This is a genomic window from Methylophilus sp. DMC18, assembly GCF_056314005.1.
The window spans coordinates 755317-772182 of sequence record NZ_JBQUZE010000001.1 but is presented as its reverse complement, the minus strand read 5'-3'; the positions used below and the strand labels follow the sequence as shown (position 1 = coordinate 772182).

General features: G+C 44.4%; 16 protein-coding genes. 1 reads left to right on the top strand and 15 read right to left on the bottom strand.

Going from position 1 to position 16866, the window contains the following annotated elements:
- Window positions 1–3 precede the first annotated feature (3 nt).
- The 9 genes from ACT53G_RS03470 to epsL form a co-directional block, all read right to left on the bottom strand.
- A complete protein-coding gene (locus ACT53G_RS03470; protein ID WP_476168720.1) occupies window positions 4–1344 on the bottom strand; it encodes an O-antigen ligase family protein in 1341 nt (446 codons plus the stop codon).
- Between the two features lie 14 nt (window positions 1345–1358).
- On the bottom strand, window positions 1359–2423 hold the full coding sequence (locus ACT53G_RS03465; RefSeq protein ID WP_476168719.1) for a hypothetical protein: 1065 nt from the start codon (window positions 2421–2423) through the stop codon (window positions 1359–1361).
- A gap of 19 nt (window positions 2424–2442) precedes the next feature.
- Window positions 2443–3132, bottom strand: a complete 690-nt coding sequence (locus ACT53G_RS03460; RefSeq protein ID WP_476168718.1) for an exosortase C-terminal domain/associated protein EpsI — start codon at window positions 3130–3132, stop codon at window positions 2443–2445.
- The gene (xrtB, locus tag ACT53G_RS03455) at window positions 3125–4012 is read right to left on the bottom strand and encodes an exosortase B (RefSeq protein ID WP_476168717.1); all 888 of its coding nucleotides are present in this window, start codon (window positions 4010–4012) and stop codon (window positions 3125–3127) included. Before xrtB ends, ACT53G_RS03460 begins: the two co-directional genes overlap by 8 nt.
- A 7-nt stretch (window positions 4013–4019) precedes the next feature.
- On the bottom strand, window positions 4020–4892 hold the full coding sequence (epsG, locus tag ACT53G_RS03450; RefSeq protein ID WP_476168716.1) for a chain length determinant protein tyrosine kinase EpsG: 873 nt from the start codon (window positions 4890–4892) through the stop codon (window positions 4020–4022).
- Between the two features lies 1 nt (window position 4893).
- The gene (gene epsF / locus ACT53G_RS03445) at window positions 4894–6294 is read right to left on the bottom strand and encodes a chain length determinant protein EpsF (RefSeq protein WP_476168715.1); all 1401 of its coding nucleotides are present in this window, start codon (window positions 6292–6294) and stop codon (window positions 4894–4896) included.
- Between the two features lie 14 nt (window positions 6295–6308).
- Window positions 6309–7331 (bottom strand): SLBB domain-containing protein, encoded by a 1023-nt coding sequence (locus tag ACT53G_RS03440; protein WP_476168714.1) that lies wholly within the window; start codon window positions 7329–7331, stop codon window positions 6309–6311.
- Window positions 7332–7399: 68 nt separating this feature from the next.
- Window positions 7400–8329: an EpsD family peptidyl-prolyl cis-trans isomerase gene (locus ACT53G_RS03435; RefSeq protein WP_476168771.1), complete on the bottom strand. Its 930-nt coding sequence runs from the start codon at window positions 8327–8329 to the stop codon at window positions 7400–7402.
- 27 nt (window positions 8330–8356) lie between these two features.
- Window positions 8357–9553: an XrtB/PEP-CTERM-associated polysaccharide biosynthesis outer membrane protein EpsL gene (epsL, locus tag ACT53G_RS03430; RefSeq protein WP_476168713.1), complete on the bottom strand. Its 1197-nt coding sequence runs from the start codon at window positions 9551–9553 to the stop codon at window positions 8357–8359.
- A gap of 366 nt (window positions 9554–9919) precedes the next feature.
- Here epsL and ACT53G_RS03425 point away from each other — a divergent pair, with 366 nt between their 5' ends.
- Window positions 9920–11257 carry an undecaprenyl-phosphate glucose phosphotransferase gene (locus ACT53G_RS03425; RefSeq protein WP_194747474.1) on the top strand — a complete coding sequence of 446 codons (1338 nt, stop codon included), beginning with the start codon at window positions 9920–9922 and terminating at the stop codon, window positions 11255–11257.
- Window positions 11258–11521: 264 nt separating this feature from the next.
- Here ACT53G_RS03425 and miaA read toward each other — a convergent pair whose 3' ends face one another.
- From miaA to ACT53G_RS03395, 6 genes are all read right to left on the bottom strand, one after another.
- Complete coding sequence (gene miaA / locus ACT53G_RS03420; protein WP_476168712.1) at window positions 11522–12475, bottom strand: tRNA (adenosine(37)-N6)-dimethylallyltransferase MiaA; 954 nt, start codon at window positions 12473–12475, stop codon at window positions 11522–11524.
- Window positions 12476–12513: 38 nt separating this feature from the next.
- A complete protein-coding gene (locus ACT53G_RS03415; RefSeq protein ID WP_194746812.1) occupies window positions 12514–12888 on the bottom strand; it encodes a 4a-hydroxytetrahydrobiopterin dehydratase in 375 nt (124 codons plus the stop codon).
- A gap of 61 nt (window positions 12889–12949) precedes the next feature.
- Entirely contained in the window at window positions 12950–13819 is an 870-nt protein-coding gene (locus ACT53G_RS03410) for a triphosphoribosyl-dephospho-CoA synthase (protein WP_476168711.1), read from the bottom strand.
- Window positions 13820–14716: an ATP-grasp domain-containing protein gene (locus tag ACT53G_RS03405; RefSeq protein WP_476154733.1), complete on the bottom strand. Its 897-nt coding sequence runs from the start codon at window positions 14714–14716 to the stop codon at window positions 13820–13822. It abuts the gene before it with no gap.
- Window positions 14717–14792: 76 nt separating this feature from the next.
- Window positions 14793–15788 (bottom strand): methenyltetrahydromethanopterin cyclohydrolase, encoded by a 996-nt coding sequence (mch, locus tag ACT53G_RS03400; protein ID WP_275355092.1) that lies wholly within the window; start codon window positions 15786–15788, stop codon window positions 14793–14795.
- Entirely contained in the window at window positions 15754–16863 is a 1110-nt protein-coding gene (locus tag ACT53G_RS03395) for an ATP-grasp domain-containing protein (RefSeq protein WP_476168710.1), read from the bottom strand. Before ACT53G_RS03395 ends, mch begins: the two co-directional genes overlap by 35 nt.
- Window positions 16864–16866 lie beyond the last annotated feature (3 nt).

Here is a 16866-nt window from a genome sequence, read left to right as displayed (position 1 = left end):
CCCTTACGTCTTTTGTTGAATGTTCTTATCAAGAATACCAATGCTTGCAGCATAGCCTAATACCATCGCAAGTAATGGAGCAATATGAATTTCCCCTATTACTGGATAATTTTCGCCCAGAGATTGCATAGTCATCCATAAAAAGGCGCCCAATATTCCCTTGACCAAAAGCCTCTCTGTTGCCGTATTATTATTTTTCAGAGCTTGAAGCAAATTTTTTATTAAAGACACCGTAAAACAAATACCTAATAGAAGTGCCAACATGCCACTTTGAGCCCACAAAACCAAATATGAATTATGGGCAGGGAAGTCCGCACGAATACCATTTAAATAGGCATAAGCAGCAAACTCTTTACTCCATCCCCCGAATCCTAAGCCTAAAAGAGGAGATTTAAAAAATGAAATTCGAGCGAACTCCCAAATCGCAATCCTACTCTCCAAAGTAGATTGAGAGTTTTCGGCGAACCGAGAGTCCTTAATAAAATAATAAATTAGACCAGCGACAATTATTGCAAAGATTATGAACCATACTAAAAAAACAACATGTTTAAGGGTTATGTTTTTAGTATAAAAATTGCCAATAAAATAAATAAAGATTGGCAGACTTAGGCCAATCATAATGGAAGCCTTTGATCCAGCAAAGAAAACAGCCACCCAGTAAAAACATCCCAAGAAGAACAAATATTTTGACTTCAATACTTTCCCAAAAGTTATTGCAAGAAAGGATGACACACCTAAATGAACTGCAGCAATATTTGCATTAACAAATACTCCTCCAGCTTTCAGCGGATCAAGTACATTACTTGGCTCATTGGTTAATAGGGATCGAATAGTATTCTCAGAAATTAATAACGAAGCAAAACCAGAATGCAAGAATGCTGACTCAAGTTCAGGAAATACTCTAAAAAATATTACAAATAACGCGTTAATTGAAACTGCCATTAACCCAACTATTAAAGATAGCTCTTTTGTTTTTTGTATTTTTGGATCGCTATTGCTAAAAGCGCAAAAAATAAATACAAAAACCATTTCATAAACTATATATCGAATGCCTTCGATTGGTACTGGTGACCAGAAAATACTTACAGCACGAGCCAACTCGAATAAGAGTAAAAACTTGATCCAAGAAAATCTGAAACTATGCCTATTTAATATTGCTTTTATTGAAAACAAACCTGAGATAAAAGAGAGGGAAAAGTAAATACCAGCTATTGGTATAGTATAAATTTGGATAGTAGAAGTAATCGCACTAAATGATGCAAAAAAAATCGGCTTAGTCTTGTAAATGACAATCGCAGATAAGCCTATTAAGAATAGGAGCAGAAGAAGAAATATTAAAATCACAGCAGGGCTTTAAACTAATTGTTTATTAATTGCATTCTTTGGAATGAGGGCTTTTGAGAACCATCATAGCGAAGAAGACCGAAATTGTTCTCTTTGTCAGCTGGATTTATCCCACCATCAATTAACTCATAAATAATTACCATTGATATACCAAGACTTTTAGCCTCAGCAATAGATTGCTCCAGGTAATCAGCTTGCTCAGACTCACTCACGCCGTTTTTATTTAGCTTTGAGGTGTGCCAGCCAATTTCAGTAATATATATTGGTTTTGATTGAAAACCCGGGCTTAATCTTACCTTATTAACGATTGTTGATAGAAAAGTTGAAAAGCCATTTGCCGACCTCCACTCCGCCTTACGCTCACAAACATATGGATGCAGTGATAAAGCATCTAAATAATTGTATGCATCGGTTTTAAGAAAGGCTTCAGTGTGTGTTTGATAAACTGTATCAGTCAGCTTGAGGCCGAGAATAGAATCATTGCCACCTGTTGTAAAGCTCCCGCCTAATACAATATTGGTATTATCTACACTTTTAATTGCAGGATAGGTTTCCCTTAAAAGCTTCACGTAATCATTTAATTTACCTGGTGTAGTTTCACCAACCCGCCCATTCCATTCATTCCACACTTCATAATATTTAACCTGGCCTTTAAAATGAGTTGCAACAAAATTTGCATAGCGTGCAAAAGCTTTTATTGCTGTAGGTGATGTAGGTTTATCGCCGTTGTCATAATACTTGTTACCATAGTCAAGTATAAGTAGAGATTGCAGCCCAGCTGCATTTGCTCTACTAACAATATAATTCCAATTATCAGGAATCCTGAGTTGACCTTTTTGGATTTCTACAGCTTTCCATGGCGCATCCCAACGAATTACCTTGAACCCGGCTAATTTCGCAGCTTGGATCTGCTTATCAACGTTTACTCTGCTCATTCCCCAAAGGTGCATTGAAACCCCCACAAGACTTTCATCATTTCCTGTGAGTGAATCTTCGGCATATGCACAATATGGAATGACTAAAAGAAACGTTACCAATATTGAAAGATAAAAATTTCTCATAGTCAGGTCTTTTCCCATGAACTTCCTTTAACCGATGTTAGTGTATTAATAATTTACGCAGGTCAGTATTGGAGTTTTGAACCAGATCAGACATAAATCGCTTATTCATGTCCCAACCTTGTTGAGCATCACTATCATCTTTAACAAATGAAGATACCCTAACCAATATACCATCTGGGACAAATCCAGAGAGTCCTTTTTTTAAAATGTAATATCTAGTTTGCCAGGCATTTCTGCTGTAGAGATCACCAATTCTGATCCAATAACTTACTGCTTCAAAACGACCAGGTGTCTCAGCGAGCATATTTTTGCCAATTACATCAGCTGAGCTATATTGCATTTTTCCAAAGTTTGCTTCGCTGAGATTTTTGGCAAGAAAGCCTTGTGCAACATAACACAACTCTGGTCGATGAATCTTGACCTCTTGCTTTTGGGTTCGCCCATATGCAAGTGCCAACATAACTAAGTCACCATTTTTATTCTTGTAAGTTCGAGTTAAAGAGTCATCGTAGGGACCGAAAGGCACCGGCTTACCATCTTTTCTAGGGACTAAATCGACTTGAATATTGTTATTGGTCACAACTTCCCACTCACCTATCACATTGGGTAAAAGGCTATCGAGTGATTGATCATGTGAAGACGCAATAATTTGTTTGGGCGTAAGCAAATAAGCAACAATAGCAACGGTCACCAGTAAAACAACCAAAACATAATTTAACCTAGACATATGAATCAACCGTTAACTTCGTCTTATTTTTAATGACAAAGTATTGAATGAGATTATCGACAGAAATAATGAGGAACAACGCTACTACAAAAAGCAACATACCAGCAAAGCCATGAACGAATCCTTGACCAACCTCGTCCCCATAGTAGTAAGTAATGAGAACTAAGGCCATAACCCTAATCACATTTGCAGTAAAGGAAATGGGAATAATTAAAATACCCAAAAATAAATTACGAATGAAGGAATCATGCTTGACTAAATTAAGATAAAGCAGCCCCATGGCTTCAAGCGAAATTAGAGTATGCATACCAGCACATGCATCAGCTACTAACAATTGGTATTGTCCAATATGCAAAACCACCCCAGATCTTGCTATGGGATAATCGAAAAAATACAAAATGTTAGAAGCTACATATGAAACAGCTATTTTCATGGGTAGAGTGACAACATCCAACAAAGAGCCTGGCAAAGGTACTAAAAAGAATAAAAAGAAAAGTGGAAACCAAAAGTGCCTTAGAGCAGAAGGACCATGTTTGATTAGTAACAATCCGATTAATACGGGAATTATTGAACCAACATCTAGAACCATTACCTCTTGTGATCTACCGATTATGTAAAATACAAAACCAATCAATAAAAATAAACTGCCTAGAATTGGACTTGACTTTGTTTTTGATTGTTGGAAAGTATCTTTTTTTGTCCAAAACAAATAACCAACAATTAATATAATTAATGGTCCATGAGCTTGTTCGTCATTGTTCCAAATATTCTCAGATAGATATAAGAAAGTCGGCATATACATGCACAACAAACCAAAGAAAACTAATAGCCAGTTCTCCAAAGTTAAATAAATATGCCTAAATAATATCTGCGAACCCATTTTTCTGTCACTTCTCAAAGTCACTCAATACTGCACCAATAATTGTTGCACCTGAACCTTCAATTTGAAGCTTTAGTTCCTGAATATCGGATACAGCAGTATGATTTAATCGAGTTACTATCACCGCACCTCGCAAAATTGACGAAAACATTTGCGCATCTGAGCCACTCTTGAGTGATGGTGTATCTACAATGATTACATCAAAAATTGAACTTGCATATTTTATTAGTTGTGTAAAAGTGCTTCTTCCAATTAATTCTTGAGGATTAGGAGGCACAGTTCCCGCACCTAATACTGTTAAATTAGGAAAGTCAGATAAACCCGTTAAAACTTCAGAGCCGGCAGTCCGATCAGCCAAAATATCAGATAAGCCAAAAGTATGTTTCAAATTAAAAATTTTGTGCTGCCGCGGAGTACGCATATTTCCATCTACCAACAATGTTTTTTTCCCCATTTGAGAAAAAACAATTGCAAGATTAGCAGCTAAGTAAGAACATCCTTCATTAGAGTTGGCTGAAACAATGGAGAACGCTTTAAAACCTTCATTTAGCCAACGAAAAAGTAGCTGACTGCGTAGAGCTCTAAAAGCCTCAACTTGAGAAGAGAATGGTTCGTATGCTGCAATCAAATCTCGGCTGTAATTAACATTTTCAGACTGTAAATAAGTATATTCAAATTGTTTCGATAATACGTATTGAACATCCTCATCATTAATTAAACCAAGGTGTTTGGCAACATCGCCAAACTTCTGGCCCGTTTCCTTTTGCTTACGCAAAATTCGATCAGTATCCTCTGGAGTGATTTTACCTAGCTCTAATAGCAGCCTACCTATATTAGATACTTTGGAGTTTGCTTGCGGATCAATTATTTGATGACTCATGTTAAATACCTTTAGAGTTAAATGTCAGCTTGCCACGCCCACCTTTAGACTTAGGCAATTTATTCGCACTTAATACTGTTAGCACAGGAATATCTAGTAGCTCAACAATGTCGTAAGCACTACGCACTCTTCTGTTCAAAAGTTCTGCTAAAAGTGCAATACCAATAGATAACAACCCGCCAAAAACAATTGCAATCACTAGATTTAGTAATATACGAGGACTTGATGGTTTTTCTGGAGGTATAGCTGGGTTTAGAATTGAAATATCACTTTCATTTACTTTACCTTCTATGCTTGTTTGGTTTAATCTTTGAGCGACAGTATTATATGCAGTCTGCGCAGTCTCCACATCGCGCTGTAAAACAGAAAGTTGATCTCGGTTACGATTTAATTCGAGCACTTTTTGTTTTTGTGTTGCCAAAGCAGCTTTTAACTGTGATTCATTTTGTTGATAAATGCGAGCACTCCCACCAACACTACTACCAATCCTGGCAACCTCAATCTCAAGTTGCGACTTTAATTTTGCAACCTCAGCTTCGGCCGATTGGTATTGCGGATGATTTGCTCCTAGACGATTACCAACTTCCGCAAGTTTGGATGAAGCCTGAGCTAGTGCCACTTTTAAGTTTTGAATAACCGGGCTTGCTGCAACATCTGGAGAGGCATCGCCAGATGAATTAGCATTACGTTGACGCGCTGAAGAGTCCAATGCTTGCGCTTGTACCATAATCAGCTGGTTAGCAAGTTGGTTAAGCTTGGCGTTCTCAACATCCAGATTTTCAGCAATACTGGTCAACCCCGTATCTTGTTGATACTTTGAGAGTTTAGCTTGCGCATCCTCAAGTTTATCTCGATAAATCTTTGCCTGAGAAACCAAATAGCCTGCTGCCTTTTGCGAAGGCTCTACCTTTAATCTTAAGCTTGCTTCTTGATAAGCATCAGCAAACGCATTTGCAATCGCAGCTGCAAATTGCGGATCGTTTCCCGAATAGCTAATTTCAAGCATACTACTTTCGCGAGATGGTTTTACATCGAGTTTCTTTAATAAAATATCGGCTAACCAATCCTCAACTTTTACTGCGCCAGCAGTCTCATCTTCAAATTGTTGCTTGATTACAGGGCTATTAGTTAAACCTAAGTTTTGTACAACCTTTACAGCTACAGCATGGCTAGTAATGATATCCATTTGTGTCGCCATATAGCCAGGCATCAACTGCGCTGGCATGGCCATACCAGTAATTGAATCAACTCCTTTGTAATTAACGACTAATGAGGTTGTAGCCGTATAGCTTTTAGGGATTAAAAAGCTAATTAAAAGCGTTAGCCCAATAACCAAACCAAATGTCCACAAAAGGTATTTTCTACGCGCATTTAAAATCAATAAAAATTGTGAAAAATTCATAGTATTACCTTTGCTTATAGCAAGCTTTCCTCAATATAAAGAACATCTTCGTCTTGTAATACGCTGGTTAAACTTGGCGTTTGCTTAACGACTTCATTATGCTCATCCTTGCGATGTAATTTTACAGAGCGCTGCGTCCCGCGCATGGTTAAACCACCTGCTTTGGCAATGGCTTGCATCACGGTCATGTTTTTATCAACTTTATACATACCTGGCCGCTGCACTTCACCATACACATACACTTGCGGGGCTTTTGGCACATAGAGTACATCACCTGGGTACACCTGTTTATTGTGTGCAGAGTTCGGTGCTTTAAACAGCTCGTCGATATTAATTTGCTCAGTCACTGGTGTACCAGAGATAGACGTAGTATAGAAAATGGTTTCGCCGGCAAACTCGGTTGGGCCACCTGCAACTGAGATAAAGTCGCTAATCTTACGCATCCCACCTTGAATACCATATTTGGCTGGGCGTAACAGCTGACCCACCACAGCCACATCACGAGACCCTACATAAATCGTTTCCCCCCCCGCTACAGTTATTTCTTCTTTACTAGCATGTTGGTTGATCACATCATGTAAGTCGAGCTCGGTTCGCTTGTCGCCGCGAACTACAGTCACAATTTCTGAACCATCTGGCGTGATCCCACCGGCTTCAGCGATCATGTCTTTGACATCGGAAGGTCGTGTGACAGGATACCGACCTGGCTTGAGCACCCCACCCAGTACAGAAACGGTCTTACTTAGAAACTGAATCACAACAACAGACACTTGTGGGCTTGCAATGAAGCCGCCGCGCTGCAGTTGCTCTGCAATTTTCTTTTCAGCCTCAACTGTGGATAATCCACCGACCTTGACCTCACCAATCAATGGGAATGTCAAAATACCATTTTCGGCAATGCGAATTTCGCGGGTCAGCTCTGCATCCCCATAGACGGTAACTTTTACAAAGTCACCAGTGCCTAGGGTGTAATCAGCAAAAGCCCAAATCGGAAATAGCATGGTGAAAAGAAACAAACAGCGCGTTAACAATTTCATATGTAGGTCTCAATAAATAGTAGTGTTAGTCAAGCAGACGATACGTTATCGGCAAAAATCAGATTGATCTATAGCCCTTTTAAGCCATGATCCACCGTATTCGGTGCTTTTTGAGTTGTTGAGGCAGGCGAAGCTTTAGCCGTTGATGCTGCTGGTTCAGACTTTAAATTGGGATCCAGCACCTCAATCTGCGCCAGTTTTTTTAGGCGTTGTAACTCATCCAAAATGAGCTGCTGACGTTTACGCTCATTAACAGCCTTGGTGGCCATATCCAATGCCTGTTGTTCAGTCAATGGAACCTCAGCGATGTTGGCAATGCTTCGCGCAACCACTTTGATGTCATCATGCATAAACAATAAATCCCCTACTTTTACCTGATCTGCCAAACTGACGGCCTCTTTGGGTAAGGCCTCAGTGGGGATGGTTTCTTCAGCAATTTCAAAATGAATTTGATGCCTGTTTAACCAAGCCTTCAACTCTTCGGCATTGCTTACCAGATTTTTCAAAGTATCAGGATCAACTTTAGCAGGGTTGTTGGCAAAAATAATGTCTGCAGTAGTAAAAACTTTGCGCCGACTAAATACCTCTGGATGTTCAACCATGAATTGTTGCACCTCTTTTTCGGTCGCCTGCCCTAATGTAGACACCTTACGAGCCAAGTAGGCTTGAGCGTAAATTTGTGCACGGGCAGCATCCACTAATTGAACAACTTCAGGCGTACGGTCTAAATTAAGCTTGATAGCTTCTTGAACTAAGAGCTGCCGGTCAATCAGACTACCTAGCATTTTTTTTGCAACCAACTGCGGATTAGCGACTGGCACTTGTAAGCGCTGCATTTCACTATTAATCTGGTGCACAGTGATTTCATCACCATTTACTTTAGCTACTACCTGCGTTTGTTTACCGCCAGGATCACTGCTACTACACGCTGAAAGAGAGCTTAGAGTGATTATTGTTATGAGCAGAGATTTCATTTGTTGATGGTTCCGGCTTTTTATATTGCAATCAGAATATATTAACTAAAGTTAAATTTTAAGGTCCAGTGTAACACTTGACGTAACATCATCATAATCAAACGAATCATATCCACTAGAGGCATTTCTTGAGGATTTGCTGGAGTTGAAAATGAAGCCGATGCTCTTCATTGGTTGCCAAGTTACAGATGCCCCTAAACTCTTTTCCGTGTCATCTCTAGTTGGCAATCCTTGTCGAACTGGTTGGAGAAAATCTCGCTGTGCGTAACGGCCATTTAAACCAAAAATCAGTTTTTCGCTTAAAAAGTAACTAAGATTTATAGTCATTGCATCTGTGGCAGTATAAGTACTGTAAGCTGTCTCAAACGCTCCCAAATACCTCGATAATTCAGCATTGGCTTTTAATTTGCCAGTTAACAACAAATCGTAACGAATAAAACCTTGCCAAGCGCCGTAATTACGCTCGCTAAAATTATCATAATCACGTGAGAGATAGGCAAGTTTTGCACTTAGGTTACTCTTTCCAGTCGCTTTAAGTACCACATCGATTTCAAACTCATCTTCACTGTATCCAGTGTCGAATAAATTTATGGGATTCAACTGGCGTTGAATATCGTTAGATCTCTTATGCCCTAAAAAAGTAATATTAGCCCCAGATGGATAATTGTACTTTGCACCATAATCAAAAGCTTTTGAATCAACACCGGCAATAGCATTAAATACTTGGCTATTAGTTGACTTTGACTGTGTTACACCAGCAATCAATGCCCAAACCTTGTGTGGAGAATACTCTGCCCGAAACTGATCAGTTTCATTAGTACGAATATTTTGAGCAAGCGTTCTAAAGTCAGCAAAGCCAGCTAAGGACTTTGTTTTAACAGTTGAAACTGTGCCTGTTAATGCAGGCGTAAGTGTCCATTGCCATGCGGCATCGTAATTTAGGGTATTAAAATCCAAAAACTCATTGGTTTGATATTTGTTATCAATATAGTTCAGATTAACTATAAAGCGTTGTTGAGAGTATCTTTTATCAAGCTTAATCCCGGCATTGTAGGTGGTAATCTGGTCAGAAATCTCGTTATTACTCAGGCGAAAGAGGTTGTTATCCCAAGTGCGGTTCACTGCAGCACTAAATTGCAAAGTATCAAACTCATCGGCGTGCGCATTTGCCAAGTAGAGTGATGACAGACAACACATTATGCGGGTCATCAATAAAGATCGTTTTCTCTTTTTAGAATTTAATAACATGCATTAGCCGTGTGAAGTTTTAGAAATTAGAAGTGAGCTACTTGTTTTAATAATTATTCACGGAGGCCAAAGACCGTCTTACGCTAAGGCCACACTTTTTAAAATCTACACATGCAAACTTCAATTCCCTGAAAGTTAAACATGATGATTCGTTAAGATTAAACTTTTTTGACAGATTACCATGTTCATTGAAGAGTTGCACCTATCCATCTGGACGATTGCCCCAAATAAGGCATTGATGCAACTATAACGGATGCGTTAAACTATGTTTGAGTCTTAATCAAAATAATTTTAACTTCCATGACTACCAAACCCCCGATCAGAACACTTTCAGGCTTTTCTGCTGGTGCCAACAATCCACTCTACATGCTGGAGTCACTTGTTGAGCCTCTGGTCATGGTATTTGTCTTGTGGGGATTGTTTATTTATACCGAAAACCGCATTCCGATGTCGATTTTTATTACATCCATTGTGCTGTTTTCTATCTCTTTTCCAAGTGGCGCCAAAATTCGCAAAGGCTTTGTAAAAATGTGCCGCGATGTGATTGGCCAGTGGTTGGTGATTGCAACGTTTGTACTAACGTTTGCTTACATCACGCGTTACATTACGCTTTATAGCGAAAAGCTCATTCTTGCATGGCTCATTGCAACACCTATTGTCCAAATTCTTGCATTGCAGCTTTTAAAGTTGGCCAGCCCGAAACTGATTGAGTGGCAAGGTCCTCCGCAAAACACGCTGATTATTGGCTTGAATGAACAAGGCCTGTTGCTGGCGGATAACCTACAACGCGACTACTACCAGCGTATTAATATCTTAGGTTTTTTTGAAGATCGTGCGCCGAATCGACTACCGCAAACAGACGCCTATCCGGTGTTAGGTAGCTTAAATGAGTTAAGTCGTTACTTAAAGTCGCACACTGTACATAAACTTTATATTGCATTGCCGATGTCTAGCCACCCTCGGATTTTAAAAATGCTGGATGATTTAAAAGATACGACGGCTTCAATCTATTTTGTGCCAGATATTTTTGTGACCGACCTTATCCAGGGCCGAGTCTCTGAAGTAAACGGTATTCCAGTCGTATCTGTCTGCGAGACGCCTTTTACTGGTGTAGATGGTGTGATCAAACGGACGGCAGATATTTTATTCTCGTTATTTGTTTTGATTTTAATCTCACCCATTTTGCTGGTTATTGCGTTAGGGGTAAAGTTAACTTCACCTGGGCCAATTATTTTCAAGCAACGCCGCTACGGTTTGGATGGACAAGAGATCCTAGTGTATAAATTTCGCTCGATGACGGTAACCGAAGATGGCAGCAAGGTGACACAGGCTACTAAAAATGACCAGCGGATTACGCCTCTGGGGGCTTTTTTACGTAAAACGTCACTGGATGAATTGCCTCAGTTTATCAATGTGTTGCAAGGCCGCATGAGTGTGGTTGGCCCGCGTCCGCATGCCGTTGCTCATAACGAGGAATACCGCAAGCTGATTAAAGGCTATATGGTGCGTCATAAAGTCAAACCTGGGATTACCGGTTGGGCACAGGTGAATGGCTTTAGAGGTGAAACAGACACCCTTGATAAGATGGAACAGCGCGTGCACTATGATCTGGAATATCTGCGGAACTGGAGCCCTCGCCTGGATATGTTAATTGTGGCAAAAACAATCTGGCTGACCATTGTCGGCCAAGACGGTGCTTACTGATAGCATCCGTTTTAAAGCGGATCATAAAAAAAGCCTGACAACGCCGTCAGGCTTTTTTTATGATGGTAAGCTTTGTTTACCAAGCTAAGGATACACGGAATAAGTGAGCGAGCGGGATAAAGTGCAAGGCGCACGGAACGCAGAAACCGAGATAGTACGCGGTGTACAGCGAGGTTTCGAGTACCGCGCAACGCAGCAATTGGCCCGCGTAGCCACTTATTCCGCGTATCCCTAACTTTACATCTCAATCTCACACACATGCGATTAATCGCTGTGCGCGGTCATTCTGGTCAACATCTGCCCGATCCAGCTCGGGCTCAAGCAATCTAACACTTCTACATCATCCATACCACGTAACCAGGTGAGTTGGCGCTTCGCCAATTGCCGCGTCGCGTAGACGCCATGATCAGCCAGGGTGGGCAGGTCAATCTCGCCATTGAGGTGCTGCAACACCTGACGGTAACCGACGCAACGCATGCTTGGTGTCTCGGTGGTGAGTTGCGGATAGGCACTGAGCAAGCCTTGAACCTCCTCAATAAAGCCTTGTTTCAGCATGGCTTGAAAACGATCGGCAATGCGCTGATGCAAGACGCTGCGATCGCTAGGCATGAGGGCGATTTTGAGGATATCAAACGGTAGCGTGACTTTTTCGGACTGCGCGCGCAGGACACTCATCGGCTGACCACTGATGCGATACACTTCCAAGGCACGCTCGATGCGTTGCGAGTCAGTGGTATGGATTTTGGCAGCGACGCTGGGGTCTATGCTGGCTAATTGGGCATGCATGACTGGCCAGCCAACCGCGCTTGCTTCAGCTTCGATTTGCGCGCGGATGACAGGGTCCGCCGGCGGCAAGTCGCTCAAGCCATGTTGCAAGGCGTTGAAATAAAGCATGGTGCCGCCCACGAGCACCGGGATGCGTCCGTTGGCGGTGGCAGCGTGCATGAGCGCTAACGCATCCTTGGCAAATTGGGCGGCGGAATATTGCTCCAGTGGTGTGATTAAATCGATTAAATGGTGTGGCGCCTGGCGCAAGGTCTCGGCATCGGGTTTAGCGGTGCCAATGTCCATGCCGCGATAGACGAGCGCAGAATCGACGCTGATGATTTCCACCGGAAAGCGCTGGGCTAGCGCAATGGTGGCGGCTGTTTTGCCACTAGCCGTCGGCCCCATAAAAAAGATCGCTGGCGGTAGATGGCTTTTGTCTGGGGCTGGCATACAACAACATCAACAATGAAGATTAAACGTAAAAACAGTTATTGGTCGTATTTGACGTAACTAAAGCGGAGGTCATCTTGTGGTGTGCCCTCTAAGGCTGAGCCTGCTTGCTGAGCAGGTTGCCATTGAATCACCTCTTCAATTTTTCTGGCGAGTTCTATATCTTTCATCGTGATACCTTTTGCGCTGTGCGTGCATAACTTGACGATGACAAAGGCATAAGAAACCGTCAGGTCAGGATGGTGCCAAGCCGCTTCTGCTAGATGACCGATGGTGTTAACCACCATCAGCGTCCCTTTCCAGCTATTGGTTTTATATTTACGACGTATCCAGCCCTCTTCATAGTACCAATGCGGCAAAGAGCTACTCAAAAGTTGTTGAATTTCCTGCTCGGTGAATACTTGCTCGGACATACGCGGCTCCAGACTGACTAAACATGTCAATCCTGCAGTATACCGCAGGTCGGGCGTTGACTTATAGGGTGCGGGCGCCCGTTGTTTGCATGGTTGCCAACATGGCTGTGATGACCGTTAAATCCGCACTGGTGCCTGGATTTAAGCGCTCCGCTTTCAGTGACTGATCCCAGGCCAGCAATGCAGGCAGGTAGGTTTTAGGATTATCTAACGCCAGCAGTGCCTCATAATGCTGCCCGGCGGTAGCTTGCACCTCCAGCGCTGTCTGCAAGCCATATTTGCGTACAATATGACTATCCGGCACGCTTGAAAGCCAGTACAAATAAGCCGCCGTCAACGCCCAGGCGGGACGTTCCCAGCGTTGGCATTGTTCAAGATAAAGGGGCAGTGCCTCCTCAAACAGACGGGCATAGCCCTCATTGTATTGACGGCCGATCTCATCCTGCGCGCTGGCCAGTTGCATGGCTTGCAACAAGGTAATCTGTGGCACTTCTGAGACATCATGCTCACTGCGCTGCCCCATGCCGGCCGGATTCACGAGACGAATCCCGGCATAGACCGCTGCCGCATCCTCCACCGTGGTCTGCTGCAAGACTTGCTGCAAGCCTGTCTTTAACGGCAAAGCCGCATAATCCACTGTGGCTTGCACCAGCGGCGCGGCCAACAAGACAATCCCCAAATTGGTATTGCAACCGACTTGGGTGTAGGTGGCCTGCAAGGCCTGCAAAATACGTTGCCCAAGGCTGCGCTTGCCAAATTGTGCATCATCACACAGCGCAGGTGCCGAGACACGTGCGCTCTCAACGAAATGCTGGACCTGCATGCCATGTCCATCGGCAAAAATATGCACATTGCCAGGCTTGAGCGCTTCGAGCTCGGCCAGGCAAGCCTGCAAATAAGCGGTTTGAATCTGTGCATTCATCTGCATCATTTAAGTATCAGCCAGCTGTAACACATCATTGACCAGCACATCCGCAATGTCAAACGAGGTAATACTTTGCAGCCCACGCCAGGCCGGGATACTGTTGACCTCGATCACCCACAATTTGCCATGCTTGTCCCGCATCACGTCGACCCCGGCATAGGCGATATTCACGGCCTGTGCAGCGCGCACGCCAATGTCAGCCACATCCTGTTCGTCACAGGCACTGCAACGTGCACCACGCGCCACATTATGCAACCAGCTGTCACCTTGCCGCTGCATCACGGCAATCGGCTCTCCGCGCACCACAAACACACGGTAATCATGCTGGTAAGGCCCGCACTCAATTTTTTCCTGCAAGTAATACACGCCATCAACGAAAGGGTCTTGCGGCAAGGCAAACTGCTGACGGCTTTCGATGAGACGCACGCCTTTGCCTTGCGAGCCAAACAACGGCTTGATCACCAGCGTTTTTCCAGTATCCAGTGCCTGCTGCATCAACATATGCGCAATGTGCCGATGCTCACAGACCCAGGTAGCTGGCGTCGCCACGTCCTGCTCTGCCAGCAATTGACTGGTAAGCCCTTTATCCACCGTGGTTTCGATGGCACGTGCCGAGTTATAAATGACAATGCCCTGCCGCTGCAAAGTATGCAGCAGGTTCATGCGCGTAATAATTTGTTGTGTCGTGCCTGCGGCCACCCCACGCACAAAGGCCATGGGGGCTGGTTGCGTCAAGCCGGGGATATGAATCAGCACCTGCTGATTGGCGATACTCAGATGACAGCTATCCAGTGACACCATCAGCGCTTGCCAGCCACGACGGGCAAACGCCTGAGCCAAGCTCTGCCCATGCCAGCCACCGGCCTGGGCCACTTCGTCAGTAAAAATAGGAACAACTTGCATAAGGCTTGTACGATGACGCAGGTGCAGGTTTTGAGACCTGACGCCTGCCCTCGGAACATATTAAATCACTTGAGATTTAGCTACCAAAAGATTGATTTAAAAGATCTTCATTAAACTTTCCAGCAAAGAATGTGCGGCCTGTTTTCACATTGCTGACACTGACTTTGGCCGGTGAGAATAACATCGGGTCAATCTGGTAAAAGTCCATATTGACCGCTTTAAATACCTCAGCAAAAGGACGACCATAGTCTTTGGAGGCGGAAGAAGGTAATTGTGTTGCCAGGGCTTCTGCCGCAGCATCGTCCGTATTCACAAACAACTGCACAAAGCCACCAAACAAAATCGCATCATTGGTGCGGCCCATGCCGACGATAAAGTCTGGCGATGGTGCAGGCACCGGCGCAATCCCGTAGCCATCCACAATGGCAGATAAATCAAAATGCAAGGCGTGACATTTATGCAAGGCAACTTCGAGCACGCGTGCGGTCACTTGTAATGAACCGGCCACACTGCGTGTGGGCGTCAGGATAAAGGTGAGTTTATTCGCCGGAAGCCCGGTGTCTTTGGATACTTTTTCAATCACGGCGGCAGGCGGCACCTTGTCAGTTTCAAGCACCAATACCGATTGCTCGCCCTGGTCGCGATAATTGATGTCTTTAAACACCTCTTCACGCTGCGCAATCGCCCGTGCAGGGCCGCTACCCAGCGAAAAGAATTTCTCATGGGACAGCGCCCAACCAGCATACTGGCTGCCCAGGCAGGCAATCACCGGTTGTTTGGCCGTAACCACCACACTTAATGGCCAGTTGGCAAATTGCGGCACATGGCGCAAGGCCACATTACCGAGTCCGCCCATACAGATTTCAGCAATCAGGCGACCTGCTTCCAATCCTCCCGGCACTTGAATGCCCGCATCGACGATGGTTGCCCCTGTCTCGTGCGTGGATACCGCACAGCCCAAGGCGGCTGCATTGGCAACCAGCTCAGCAACGAGCGGTGCGCTGTAGCGTTGAACGCTAATGCTTGACGGTTGCTCATTAGTGGATATTGAATTCGATGTGCTTGCAGACATACGTCCCCCATAATTTTTCAAGTTGTGTTTTTTGGTCTTGCAAGGCCGCGTGCACCTCGCGCGCGGTCTCTGCTTCAGCATAAAGACTGCACACCGGTTGTCCGGCTGCAATCTCATGGGTTGTTGGCCGATCTTCTACCCATTCTGGCCAGTCGAGTGAACCGACCGTGATAGCCTGTTGGGCATAAACCATGCAATGGCTGGCGTAGCCTGTCGGTCGATTCAGTGCAGGCCCTTGCGCTTGCTGGCAACTGGCCAGATGTGCTTGTATCAGAGGCATCTGGCTATACAATCGCATGCTGGCACTGAGTCGTGGATTGATCTCGAGCACATGTAAAGTGCCCTCTACCCAGATCGCATCCAGGCTATTCAAGCCTATCAAATTTAAGTTTGGCAGGAGCGCGTTCAACACTTGCTGCGCTGCCGCCCATATTTTTTCATCGTGCAGGCGGCTCGCGCCGGCGTAGGTAAAGCCGCCGGGGCGCTGTTTGAGCGCATGAACGCCAATCAGCTCGCATGCGTTCGACTGGGCGATAAACAACAGACCAACGGCCTGGCCCGCTTGAAAAGCTTGCCAATAGGCTTGGTCAGAAGCTACAAACGGCGCTGTCGCTGCGCAATCGTCGATCTGCACATGTCCGCCACCGCATGCTCCAATCTGTTTATACAGCCAAGTACCAGAAACCGGCTTTTTCCTTGCCACCACCGGGGATGCAATACCGCTGCGCTCACAAGTCTGCTGCAATACGAAAGGGTCCTTCACCTGCATCACGACCTCAGCAGCATTAGCGTACACCGGATAGCGCTCGCACAATGTTTGATACACTTTTGTATTGGCTTCAAATCCTGAACCGAACACAACGGCCTCTGGTGCAAACGCATCCAGTTGCACAACCAGGTCGGCCATCCCGTGTGCAGCCCCAGGGTTGTCAAACCCTGGCCAGATAACACAGGCTTGTGCGGCTTGTCGCGTCTCGGCATCCGCAAACGCGTCCACAGCCAACACGTTAAAGCCCTCACGTCGTGCCATCTGGCTATAAATGCGTGCACTGTGCGACAAAATGGCCAACCGCAAGCG